General features: G+C 32.5%; 9 protein-coding genes and 14 tRNA genes. 21 read left to right on the top strand and 2 right to left on the bottom strand.

Going from position 1 to position 11645, the window contains the following annotated elements; all coding sequences use genetic code 11:
• Window positions 1-53 precede the first annotated feature (53 nt).
• The 20 genes from HMPREF3131_RS07910 to HMPREF3131_RS07815 all read left to right on the top strand — a co-directional run bounded on the left by HMPREF3131_RS07910 (window position 54) and on the right by HMPREF3131_RS07815 (window position 8716).
• Window positions 54-127, top strand: a tRNA-Met gene (locus HMPREF3131_RS07910).
• A gap of 28 nt (window positions 128-155) precedes the next feature.
• A tRNA-Ile gene (locus tag HMPREF3131_RS07905) sits at window positions 156-229 on the top strand.
• Between the two features lie 9 nt (window positions 230-238).
• Window positions 239-331 (top strand) — tRNA-Ser (locus HMPREF3131_RS07900).
• A 10-nt stretch (window positions 332-341) separates the two neighbouring features.
• Window positions 342-415: transfer RNA gene (locus HMPREF3131_RS07895), tRNA-Met, on the top strand.
• A gap of 8 nt (window positions 416-423) precedes the next feature.
• Window positions 424-499: transfer RNA gene (locus HMPREF3131_RS07890), tRNA-Asp, on the top strand.
• Window positions 500-534: 35 nt separating this feature from the next.
• A tRNA-Ser gene (locus tag HMPREF3131_RS07885) sits at window positions 535-624 on the top strand.
• Between the two features lie 5 nt (window positions 625-629).
• Window positions 630-705, top strand: a tRNA-Asp gene (locus tag HMPREF3131_RS07880).
• A gap of 21 nt (window positions 706-726) precedes the next feature.
• Window positions 727-799: transfer RNA gene (locus tag HMPREF3131_RS07875), tRNA-Phe, on the top strand.
• Window positions 800-805: 6 nt separating this feature from the next.
• Window positions 806-881 (top strand) — tRNA-Thr (locus HMPREF3131_RS07870).
• 7 nt (window positions 882-888) lie between these two features.
• Window positions 889-972: transfer RNA gene (locus HMPREF3131_RS07865), tRNA-Tyr, on the top strand.
• An 8-nt stretch (window positions 973-980) separates the two neighbouring features.
• A tRNA-Trp gene (locus tag HMPREF3131_RS07860) sits at window positions 981-1054 on the top strand.
• Between the two features lie 2 nt (window positions 1055-1056).
• Window positions 1057-1129, top strand: a tRNA-His gene (locus HMPREF3131_RS07855).
• 12 nt (window positions 1130-1141) lie between these two features.
• A tRNA-Gln gene (locus HMPREF3131_RS07850) sits at window positions 1142-1216 on the top strand.
• Window positions 1217-1219: 3 nt separating this feature from the next.
• Window positions 1220-1292, top strand: a tRNA-Lys gene (locus tag HMPREF3131_RS07845).
• A 152-nt stretch (window positions 1293-1444) separates the two neighbouring features.
• A complete protein-coding gene (gene cdaA / locus HMPREF3131_RS07840; protein ID WP_017176078.1) occupies window positions 1445-2251 on the top strand; it encodes a diadenylate cyclase CdaA in 807 nt (268 codons plus the stop codon).
• 1 nt (window position 2252) lies between these two features.
• On the top strand, window positions 2253-3185 hold the full coding sequence (locus HMPREF3131_RS07835; protein ID WP_017176079.1) for a CdaR family protein: 933 nt from the start codon (window positions 2253-2255) through the stop codon (window positions 3183-3185).
• A gap of 28 nt (window positions 3186-3213) precedes the next feature.
• Window positions 3214-4566 (top strand): phosphoglucosamine mutase, encoded by a 1353-nt coding sequence (gene glmM, locus HMPREF3131_RS07830; protein WP_049434880.1) that lies wholly within the window; start codon window positions 3214-3216, stop codon window positions 4564-4566.
• 540 nt (window positions 4567-5106) lie between these two features.
• The gene (gene glmS / locus HMPREF3131_RS07825; RefSeq protein ID WP_017176081.1) at window positions 5107-6912 is read left to right on the top strand and encodes a glutamine--fructose-6-phosphate transaminase (isomerizing); all 1806 of its coding nucleotides are present in this window, start codon (window positions 5107-5109) and stop codon (window positions 6910-6912) included.
• 20 nt (window positions 6913-6932) lie between these two features.
• A complete protein-coding gene (locus HMPREF3131_RS07820) occupies window positions 6933-7793 on the top strand; it encodes an ABC transporter ATP-binding protein (protein ID WP_017176082.1) in 861 nt (286 codons plus the stop codon).
• A 62-nt stretch (window positions 7794-7855) separates the two neighbouring features.
• Window positions 7856-8716: a Cof-type HAD-IIB family hydrolase gene (locus HMPREF3131_RS07815; protein WP_070436611.1), complete on the top strand. Its 861-nt coding sequence runs from the start codon at window positions 7856-7858 to the stop codon at window positions 8714-8716.
• Between the two features lie 57 nt (window positions 8717-8773).
• Here the strand turns inward: HMPREF3131_RS07815 and HMPREF3131_RS07810 are convergent, their stop codons facing one another.
• Window positions 8774-9844, bottom strand: coding sequence for a YtxH domain-containing protein (locus HMPREF3131_RS07810; RefSeq protein ID WP_239683776.1), 1071 nt, complete (start codon window positions 9842-9844; stop codon window positions 8774-8776).
• A 119-nt stretch (window positions 9845-9963) separates the two neighbouring features.
• Here HMPREF3131_RS07810 and HMPREF3131_RS07805 point away from each other — a divergent pair, with 119 nt between their 5' ends.
• Window positions 9964-10698 carry a metallophosphoesterase family protein gene (locus HMPREF3131_RS07805; RefSeq protein WP_002448650.1) on the top strand — a complete coding sequence of 245 codons (735 nt, stop codon included), beginning with the start codon at window positions 9964-9966 and terminating at the stop codon, window positions 10696-10698.
• An 84-nt stretch (window positions 10699-10782) separates the two neighbouring features.
• Here the strand turns inward: HMPREF3131_RS07805 and HMPREF3131_RS07800 are convergent.
• On the bottom strand, window positions 10783-11645 hold an 863-nt coding region (locus HMPREF3131_RS07800), incomplete at its 5' end, for a cation diffusion facilitator family transporter (protein WP_070436610.1).

Here is an 11645-nt window from a genome sequence, read left to right as displayed (position 1 = left end):
GCGGTTCGATCCCGCTAGTCTCCACCATTTAAATCATTTACAAACTATATAACGGCGGTGTAGCTCAGCTGGCTAGAGCGTACGGTTCATACCCGTGAGGTCGGGGGTTCGATCCCCTCCACCGCCACTAATTATTAGTTGTAGAATTAAAATTTGGACCTTTAGCTCAGTTGGTTAGAGCTAACGGCTCATAACCGTTCGGTCGCAGGTTCGAGTCCTGCAAGGTCCATATAATTTTGGAGGAATACCCAAGTCCGGCTGAAGGGATCGGTCTTGAAAACCGACAGGGCCTTAACGGGCCGCGGGGGTTCGAATCCCTCTTCCTCCGCCATTTTTATTATCGCGGGATGGAGCAGTTCGGTAGCTCGTCGGGCTCATAACCCGAAGGTCGGTGGTTCAAATCCGCCTCCCGCAATTTGTTTTGGTCTCGTAGTGTAGCGGTTAACACGCCTGCCTGTCACGCAGGAGATCGCGGGTTCGATTCCCGTCGAGACCGCCATCTAATAATTTAATAGCAATTTACCTATAAAATGTGGAGGAATACCCAAGTCCGGCTGAAGGGATCGGTCTTGAAAACCGACAGGAGCTTAACGGCTCGCGGGGGTTCGAATCCCTCTTCCTCCGTATTTGGTCTCGTAGTGTAGCGGTTAACACGCCTGCCTGTCACGCAGGAGATCGCGGGTTCGATTCCCGTCGAGACCGCCATTTAATCATTTTAATATATATGGTTCAGTAGCTCAGTTGGTAGAGCAATGGATTGAAGCTCCATGTGTCGGCAGTTCGACTCTGTCCTGAACCATTTCTTGCCGGCCTAGCTCAATTGGTAGAGCAACTGACTTGTAATCAGTAGGTTGGGGGTTCAAGTCCTCTGGCCGGCACCATCTTAACGGAGGGGTAGCGAAGTGGCTAAACGCGGCGGACTGTAAATCCGCTCCTTCGGGTTCGGCAGTTCGAATCTGCCCCCCTCCACCATCATAAATAGGGACATAGTTCAACGGTAGAATAGAGGTCTCCAAAACCTTTGATGTGGGTTCGATTCCTACTGTCCCTGCCATGGCGGTTGTGGCGAAGTGGTTAACGCATCGGATTGTGGTTCCGACACTCGTGGGTTCGATTCCCATCAACCGCCCTTTATTATTAATGGGCTATAGCCAAGCGGTAAGGCAACGGACTTTGACTCCGTCACGCGCTGGTTCGAATCCAGCTAGCCCAGCCATTTGAGCCATTAGCTCAGTTGGTAGAGCATCTGACTTTTAATCAGAGGGTCAGAGGTTCGAATCCTCTATGGCTCACTTTAAGCACTCCATTAAGGAGTGCTTTTTTATTACCCATTTTTAGTAGTGATTTTCATGAAAAAATTTATAAGTATGACTTTCATAGTATGACAGTTACACCTTTCATTGGTATAATTATAAGTATGAAAGTTATAGACGGAGGAGAGATTATGGATTTTTCCAACTTTTTTAATAATCTTAGTACTTTGAAGATTATTACAAGTATATTAGATATACTTATTGTCTGGTATGTCCTTTATCTTCTCATTACTGTATTTAAAGGAACTAAAGCAATTCAATTGCTTAAAGGTATATTATTTATAGTTATTGGACAACAAGTAAGTAAACTTCTCAATTTAACTGCTACCTCAAAGTTATTTGATATTGTGATTCAATGGGGCGTTTTAGCTTTAATTGTGATATTCCAACCAGAAATTAGACGAGCACTTGAGCAATTAGGGCGAGGGAGCCTATTTAAACGCTATACTAATACTTACAGTCATGATGAAGAAAAATTAATCCAATCTGTATCAAAGGCTGTTCAGTATATGGCTAAAAGACGAATTGGAGCATTAATTGTTTTTGAAAAGGAAACTGGATTGCAAGACTATATTGAAACTGGTATATCAATGAATTCTGCAATATCTCAAGAATTATTGATAAATGTTTTTATACCTAATACACCATTACATGATGGGGCTATGATTATTCAAAACACTAAAATTGCTAGTGCTGCATGTTATTTACCACTTTCAGATAGTAATAAAATTTCTAAAAGTTTAGGTACAAGACATAGGGCAGCCGTAGGAATTTCTGAAGTTTCGGACTCATTTACTGTGGTAGTATCTGAAGAAACCGGTTCAATATCAGTTACTTTCGATGGTAAATTAAGACGTGATGTTTCTGATGAAGTATTCGAAGAGTTATTAGCTGAACATTGGTTTGGAACTCGCGCTCAAAAGAAGGGTGTGAAATAGCATGTTAGAAAGTAAGTGGGGATTAAGATTTTTTGCCTTAATATTAGCGATCTTTTTTTATCTTTCTGTTAATAATGTGTTTGGCAATATTTTTAACAATGATAATCTAGCTCAGAATTCTTCTAAAACAATTGAAGATGTACCTGTAGAAATTCTTTATAATACCAAAAATTTACATGTTACTAAATCACCAGATACTGTTGATGTTACTATTTCAGGACCACAATCAAAGTTATTGAAAATAGAAAGTTCAGACGATATCAAGGTCACAGTTAATTTATCTAATGCTAAATCTGGAAATTATAAAGAAGATTATATTGTTAAAGGATTAAGTAACGATATTAGTTATAATGTTAAACCTAAACACGCTTATATCACCTTGGAGGATAAAGATACTAAAACAATGCATGTTCAGCCTGATATTTCACAAAACAATGTAGATTCAAATTATAAAGTAAGTGAAACTTCTTTGAATAAAGACACTGTTCAAGTTACTGGTGGTAAAAAGCAATTAGACAAAATTGCATATTTAAAAGCGACATTTAAAAATGCGACTAATATCAGTGAGAATACTACTGATGTAGCTGAAATTACTGCATTTGACAAGCAATTGAATAAATTAAACGTTCAAATCAAGCCTAATAATATTAAAATGTCAGTGAAACTTGAACCTTACAGTAAAAAAGTAAAAATTAAAACCGTTAAAAAGGGTTCATTACCTGATGATGAAAGTTTAGATAGCATTAAACTAAATGAGAATGAAGTAGAAATTTATGGTAATAAAGATGATTTGAAGGATATTAATGACATAGAAGCCGATGTCAATTTAGATGATATCACTGAATCGACTGATAAAACACTTCAACTCAAGATACCTAAACAGGTTAAGAAATCTGAATTTAATGAAGTCACAGCACATGTCAATTTAAAATAGTAAACTAGATAATAAAGGAGTAATGAAAATGGGAAAATATTTTGGAACAGATGGTGTAAGGGGAGTAGCTAATAAAGAATTAACACCTGAATTAGCGTTTAAACTAGGTCGCTATGGTGGTTATGTATTAGCACATAATGAAGGAGAGAAACATCCTAGAGTTTTAGTTGGTAGAGATACTCGTGTGTCTGGTGAAATGTTAGAATCAGCTTTAATCGCTGGATTAGCATCAATAGGTGCAGAAGTAATGAGATTAGGAGTTATTTCTACTCCAGGTGTTGCATATTTAACACGTGAAATGGGAGCACAATTAGGAGTAATGATTTCTGCATCTCATAATCCTGTAGCTGATAATGGTATTAAGTTCTTTGGTGCTGATGGTTTTAAACTTTCAGATAAGCAGGAAGAAGAAATTGAACAATTATTAGATCAAGAACAACCTGACTTACCACGTCCAGCAGGCAAAGACATTATGCATTTTTCAGATTATTATGAAGGTGCACAAAAATACTTAAGTTATCTTAAATCTACAATTGATATAAATTTAGATGGACTTAAAATTACTTTAGATGGGGCGAATGGATCAACTTCTTCACTTGCGCCTTTCTTATTTGGTGATTTAGAGGCAACGACAGTTACAATTGGTTGTAATCCAGATGGATACAATATTAATGATGAATGTGGGTCTACTCATCCTGAACATTTAGCTGAAAAAGTTGTAGAAACTGAAAGTGATTTTGGTTTAGCTTTTGATGGAGATGGAGATCGTTTAATTGCTGTTGATGAAAAGGGTAACATCATTGATGGTGACCAAATTATGTTTATTATTGGTCAAGAAATGCATAAAAATCATGAATTAAATAATAATATGATTGTATCTACTGTAATGAGTAACTTAGGATTTTATAAAGCTCTTGAAACAGAAGACATTCAATCAAATAAAACAAAAGTTGGAGATAGATATGTCGTTGAAGAAATGAGACGAGGCCATTATAATTTAGGCGGAGAACAATCTGGACATATAGTAATGATGGACTATAACACGACTGGTGATGGACTACTAACTGGAGTACAACTTGCTGCTATTATTAAATCAAGTGGTAAAACTTTAAGTGAGTTAGCAGCACAAATGAAAAAGTATCCACAATCATTAATTAATGTAAAAGTAACAGATAAACATCATGTATCTGAAAATGAAGACGTTAAAGCTGTTATGAATGAAGTTGAGAATGAAATGAATGGTGAAGGAAGAATATTAGTTAGACCTTCAGGAACTGAACCATTAGTAAGAGTAATGGTTGAGGCAGCAACAAATGAAGATGCTGAACGTTATGCTCAAACAATTGCTGATAAAGTAAAAGAAAAAATGGGATTAAATTAATAGTACCATTTAAAAACAAGAATACACTCTCTTTAAAGTTAAAGCCGTAGAACTGAAAACTTTAAAGAGAGTATTTTTTTAGCAAAAAATATAAATTAAATATCAAATTATAACTATAAGTTTATGAATTAAATATAATAATATTTGCAAATGATTAATAAAAAAGGGTAAAATAAATAGTATTGGAAGAAAGGAGGATAGATGTAATAAAAGTAAAACAAAGCGCCTGGACAAGTAATTAGAATGTTAATCATTTAGTATTAATTAGGAGAATACTCATAGACATACTAATTATATTGTAGACGAGGAGAATAGTTATCGATATAATCGGCGGATGCTATTCCGGATGAGGCACATTCGTTAGCTTATTATTTAAAACATATAGGTAACTAGATGTACAAATATAATAAGAACGCCAAATAGAAAACATAGAAATATGATGTTTAGAATCCAATACAATAAAACGAGCAATGTCTAATTAAAAAATTTTATATAACAGATAAAATTATCATATGACTATGTAATGGAGGAAAAAGAAATATGTGCGGAATTGTTGGATATATTGGCTTTGATAATGCCAAAGAATTATTACTATCTGGTTTAGAAAAATTAGAGTATAGAGGATATGATTCAGCAGGAATTGCTGTTGTCAATGATGAAGGGACTACTGTATTTAAGGAAAAAGGTCGTATTGCAGAATTAAGAAAAGTAGCAGATAGCAATGACATTGATGGTCACATTGGTATTGGTCATACTCGATGGGCTACTCATGGGGTACCTAGTCATATTAATTCACATCCTCATCAATCAAATAATGGACGTTTCACTTTAGTGCATAATGGTGTAATTGAAAATTATGAAGAACTAAAAAGCGAATACTTATCAGATGTAACGTTTAAATCAGAAACTGATACAGAAGTTATCGTTCAATTAGTAGAATATTTTTCAAATAAAGGGTTAGAAACTGAAGAAGCATTCACTAAAGCAGTATCTTTATTAGATGGATCGTATGCTTTAGGTATGTTAGATTCTGAGGATGAAGACACTATTTATGTAGCTAAAAATAAATCACCTTTACTTGTTGGTATTGGTGACGACTTTAATGTTATTGCTTCAGATGCATTAGCAATGATTAAAGTTACAAATCAATATAAAGAAATTCACGATCATGAAATTGTTATTGTTAAAAAAGAAAGTGTAACAATTAAAGATAAAGATGGAAATATTCAAGATCGCCCAACGTATACTGCTCAAATAGATGCATCAGATGCTGAAAAAGGTATTTATGATCACTATATGTTAAAAGAAATTAATGAACAGCCAGCAGTAATGCGTCGTATTATTCAAGAATACGAAGATGAAAATGGAGATTTAAATATTGATTCTGAAATTATTAAAGATGTATCGAATGCAGATCGCATTTATATTATTGCTGCAGGAACAAGTTATCATGCTGGTTTAGTTGGTAAAGAATACCTTGAAAAACTATCTGGAGTGCCAACTGAAGTTCATGTGGCATCAGAATTTGTTTATAACATGCCATTATTATCTGAAAAACCTTTATTTATTTATATCTCTCAATCAGGAGAAACAGCTGATAGCCGTGCAGTATTGGTTGAAACAAATAAATTAGGCCATAAGTCTTTAACAATTACAAATGTAGCAGGTTCAACGTTATCTCGTGAAGCTGATCATACGTTATTATTACACGCAGGACCTGAAATTGCTGTTGCATCAACTAAAGCTTATACAGCTCAAATTGCTGTATTATCAATTCTTTCTCAAGTTGTAGCTAAAGCACATGGACGCAATAACGGTATTGACTTATTAAGAGAATTAGCAAAAGTAACAACTGCAATTGAAACGATTGTAGATGATGCACCAGTAATGGAAAAAATTACTAAAGAATTCTTAGAAACGACTAGAAATGCTTTCTTTATTGGTCGTGCGATGGATTACAATGTAAGTTTAGAAGGAGCATTAAAACTTAAAGAAATTTCATATATTCAAGCTGAAGGATTTGCTGGTGGAGAGTTAAAACACGGTACTATTGCTTTAATTGAAGATGATACGCCAGTCATTGCGTTAGCTACGCAAGAAAATGTGAATTTATCAATTCGTGGTAATGTTAAAGAAGTAGTAGCACGTGGCGCTAAACCTTGTATTATTTCAATGGAAGGTTTAGAAAAAGATGGAGACACATATGTGATTCCTCACGTACACGAATTATTAACGCCTTTAGTATCAGTAGTAGCGCTACAATTAATCGCATATTATGCAGCTTTACACAGAGGATTAGATGTTGACAAACCTCGTAACTTAGCTAAATCAGTTACAGTTGAATAATTCAAAAAGCTGGGACATGGATGACATGTCTCAGTTTTTTATTTGATTTGTTAAATAATCAGAATCATCATACAATTATTTTAAGTAGAGGTGATCATTTGATAAATTTAAAACATATCTATAAAAAGAAACACGGAAAAACAATCATTAATGATTTAAATTGGCATATTGAAGCGGGAGATAATTGGATTCTTTATGGGTTGAATGGTGCAGGAAAAACAACACTATTAAATATCATGAATTCTTATGAAAGTGTATCTCAGGGTGAAATAGAATTGTTTGAAATGATACCAGGTAAAAAAGGATATTCTGCAGAAAACGTTCGTCAACATATTGGATTTGTTTCGCATAGTTTATTAGAAAAATTTCAAGACGGTGAGAAAGTGATTGATGTCGTATTAAGTGGCATATTTAAATCTATCGGTCTATATAAAGAATATTCTGATGAACATACTAAAGAAGCAGAAAAATTATTAAATTTAGTAGGAATGTTATCATATAAAGATCAATATTTAGGATATCTCTCAACAGGACAAAAACAAAAAGTAATGATTGCTCGCGCGCTTATACATCAACCTGATGTACTTATTCTTGATGAACCAGCATCAGGATTAGACTTTTTGGCTAGAGAACAGTTATTATATTTATTAGAAAATTTAAATAAGACATACGCTCATTTGACGATGATTTACGTGACTCATGTCATAGAGGAAATTATTCCATTATTTAGTAAGATATTTTTATTAAAAGAGGGTAGTTGTTTTGGTAAAGGAATAACAAAAGATATTTTAACTGATTCGATGATGTCTAAATTTTTTAATAACCAAATTGAAGTTATTCAATATAGAAATCGATATCATCTTTATATAAAACATAATTGAGTTTGCACTTTGGTTAAATAAATGTCACAATTTTAAGAAAGAGTTAGATGGAGGGTATCACGATGGCATTAGAAAATATTAAAGCAATATTCTTAGATATGGATGGAACACTATTGCATGAAGATAATAAAGCGACTGTAAAAACAAAAGAAGTAATTGATCAGTTAAGAGAAAAAAATTATAAGGTATTTCTAGCAACAGGACGTTCTTATTCTGAAATTCATAGTCTAGTACCAAAAGGTTTTAAAGTAGATGGTATGATTAGTTCTAATGGAACAAGAGGCGATATTGAAGATACAATTTTATTTAAACATAGTTTGACAATAGATAGTGTAAAAAAAATCGTGCAACTAGCTCAACAACAACACATTTATTATGAAGTTTTTCCTTTTGAAGGAGATAGAATTTCATTAATTGAAGATCAATCATGGATGGAAGATATGATTGATAGTGAACGTCCACAAAATGAAGTGAGTGAAAGTGAATGGAAATCACGTCGAGATGCCATGAATGGTAAAATTAATTGGAGAAAAGATATTCCAAATGACGACTATTCTAAAATTTATCTATTCAACAAAAAGTTAAATAAAATTAAAACGTTTAGAGATGAGTTAATACAAAATAAAGTGTTATTAAATATTAGCGTATCTAATTCTTCAAGATTTAATGCTGAGACGATGGCTTATCAAGTGGATAAAGGTACTGGAATTAAAGAAATGATAGATCATTTCGATATTAAACAAGAAGAAACACTTGTTATTGGTGATAGCGATAATGACAGAGCAATGTTTGAATTTGGAGGATACACTGTTTCAATGAAAAATGCACGTCCAGAAATTCAGTCTATTACTGATGATACTACACAATATACAAATGAAGAAGATGGCGCGGCTTTATATTTAGAACACCATCTTTTAAATTAAAATAAGGTAAGAAAGTAGGAGAAACCTGCTTTCTTACCTTTTGTGTTGAATAGTGATTTATTTATCGTTATTTAAATTTTTTTGATGATTTAAGTCTTCTTTAACATGATTTTTTGTATCATTAAAAGATGAAGGATCGTTTTTTAACGCTTCTTTTTCATGATTTATTTCTTTTTTTTCTTTTCGTTTACTTTTTTTCTTTTCTTTTACAGGTCTTTTCACATTCTCACCGCGACGTAAGAAATATTGAACAATACCCATTATAATTACAAAATATAGAATTAAACGTACAATAATAATAAGCGTTTGAGCAATAATTAAAATCACTTGTGCTACATTTTGGGACATATTTCCGGTTAATACAGTTAATACTGTACCAAGTGGTTGTGTAATGATAATAATGAGTAGGTTAATTAATAAGATAGCTAAAAAGAACTTGAACCAAGTTTTACGTCCATTTTTAATTCCTTTAAAGCCATCTTTAAAATGACCTATAGCACTTAAGTCATTTTTACGTGCAAATGACACAGTATAATTAATCATTAATATAAAGAAGAACCAATATACGATTGAAAGAATGAATCCCATAATGATAATTAAGATAATTTGTACAGTAAGTAAAATACCAATAGCATGATCGGATGTACTTACTGACTGTTGAATAGATGTGAATAATGGTGTTAAAGCTTTATTAAATAAAAAGTTTAATCCTAATGTGATTAAATATAATACAGCATAAAGAATAATAGTAATTAAAGCTAAAAGAAGACTTTTAACATATTTTCCTTTTTTAAAAGCAAAAAACAAATCAAAAAATTGAACAGCTTCTTTTTCAATAGCTTTAGCCATAATATTAAAAGCCCCTGCAAGTAATTGATAACCTGCAAGTATAAAAAATAATAATCCTAAGACCAAGACGAGTATTATCATAACTAATGACGCGCCTGATGACTGTTGAAATTGTGCTGCTAGTTGCATCTGCATAAAGTTTTGAACGAAGAAAGTTCTAGCAATCACAAATGCCACAAATACAATAATAAAACTTACTAAACTAAATAGTATTGTTTTTATGAGTTGTGACTTAGCATTTTTAAATGCTAAACTATGAAATTTAAACAAAATAAGCACTCCTTTACGTTAATATAATACACAATATCAGAATTTGTGCTTTTTTTAAATTAATATCTAACAATATTATGTTTTAAGTGTTAAAATATGCTAATGATTTAATAATGAAAGGAGACTTTATGGTGAAATTTGCAATTTTAACCGACGTTCATGGTAATTTTGATGCCTTACAAACTGTTTTAGATGATATTGATAATAGAGAAGATATCGATCAAATCTTTAACTTAGGTGATAATATTGGAATTGGCCATGAAACCAATAAAGTATTAGATATGATTTTCGATCGAGATGATATGGAAATTATTGCTGGTAATCACGATGAAGCCATTATGTCAATTGTTAATGGTACACCGTATCCAGAAGATTTAAAAAATAAATTTTATGAACACCATCAATGGATTGAAAGTCGAATGGATGAAGATTACTATGATGTATTAAATACACTACCAAGATATTTAGAAAAAACAATTTGTGGGAAAAAATGTTTATTTATACATTATGAAATTGAAAATCAAAGATTAGAAGAGGGGATTGATAAACAACCATTTGAACCTATTGTAGATAATCAAAAAGAAGAGATAGTTAAATTATTTGAAGATAAGGATGCGGATTTTATAGCTTTTGGACATAATCATCAATTACACTTGTATGATGATAATAACAAAACCTATTTCAATCCTGGTTCAGTAGGACTTAATAATGGTAAATATGCCGTATATGGAATCGTCACAATTAACGAAAATGAGTTTAGTGTTGAAAGAGTAAAATTACCGTATGATAATGAAGAATTTCTTCAAGGATTTGATGAAAAACATGTACCAGGCAAACAATTTATTTTCGATTATTTTATATAAGTAAAAAAAGTCGAGCAGAAACTAATATGAATTCTGTTCGACTTTTTACTTATATTGTAAACTGCGGACATTGTTTGTGTAGTCTTAATGATGAGCGTGCTCTTTATGTAATCCAGAGCATAGTACTGAAGTATCGTGATCATGTTGGGCTGTTTCTAATTGAATTGTCATATGTTGTATATTTAAGTGAAGTAATTCATGTTCTATTTTTTTAAGAAGTCCTTCACAGTCCTGAACAGACATAGTTTCAGAGACGACTGCATGACAACTTAACGCATTCATATCATTTGAAATAGTCCAAACGTGATAATCATGGACATTATAAATTTCATTATGATTTATAATTGTACTAATGATTTTATCTAAATTGACGTCACTTGGTGTACCTTCCATTAAAATATTAAGTGACGAACGTGAAATACCGATTGCACTTTTCAATATAATAATGGAAACTAGAATGCTTGCGATAGGATCAGCAATTGTAAAGTTAAATACGTATATAAGAATAGATGCTATAATGGCACCTAATGAACCAAGTAAGTCTCCTAAAACGTGAATAAAAGCACCGCGCATATTTAAGTTATGTGACGTATCACCGCTTTTAAACATGATTATTGCAACGATAATATTCACTATAAGTCCAATCACACTAATAATAAACATTTCAGTGGATTGCACTTTAATAGGATTGAAAAATCTTCTAATCGCTTCGATGATAATGACGCCACTAATAATTAATAAAGTTATACCATTAAATAAGGCAGCTAAGACTTCAAAACGCTTGTAACCGAATGTTTTAGTTGAAGTAGCATTTTTCTCTGCATAAATAAATGCGATTAAAGCAACTCCTAGTGAAACAGTATCGCTAAACATATGAAGTCCATCTGATAATAGCGCAAGACTATTAGCGATAAATCCTCCTAAAATTTCAACAATCATAAATAAGC

It is taken from the genome of Staphylococcus sp. HMSC14C01 (genome assembly GCF_001808085.1).
In the GTDB taxonomy this organism is placed as follows: Bacteria; Bacillota; Bacilli; order Staphylococcales; family Staphylococcaceae; genus Staphylococcus; species Staphylococcus hominis.
This window is presented reverse-complemented; position numbering and strand designations above follow the sequence as displayed.

Coding starts and splice junctions, on each gene's coding strand:
- glmM (WP_049434880.1), top strand. CDS start 3,214: ATGGGAAAATATTTTGGAACAGATGGTGTAAGGGGAGTAGCTAATAAA.
- HMPREF3131_RS07820 (WP_017176082.1), top strand. CDS start 6,933: ATGACATGTCTCAGTTTTTTATTTGATTTGTTAAATAATCAGAATCAT.
- HMPREF3131_RS07815 (WP_070436611.1), top strand. CDS start 7,856: ATGGCATTAGAAAATATTAAAGCAATATTCTTAGATATGGATGGAACA.
- HMPREF3131_RS07835 (WP_017176079.1), top strand. CDS start 2,253: ATGTTAGAAAGTAAGTGGGGATTAAGATTTTTTGCCTTAATATTAGCG.
- cdaA (WP_017176078.1), top strand. CDS start 1,445: ATGGATTTTTCCAACTTTTTTAATAATCTTAGTACTTTGAAGATTATT.
- HMPREF3131_RS07805 (WP_002448650.1), top strand. CDS start 9,964: ATGGTGAAATTTGCAATTTTAACCGACGTTCATGGTAATTTTGATGCC.
- glmS (WP_017176081.1), top strand. CDS start 5,107: ATGTGCGGAATTGTTGGATATATTGGCTTTGATAATGCCAAAGAATTA.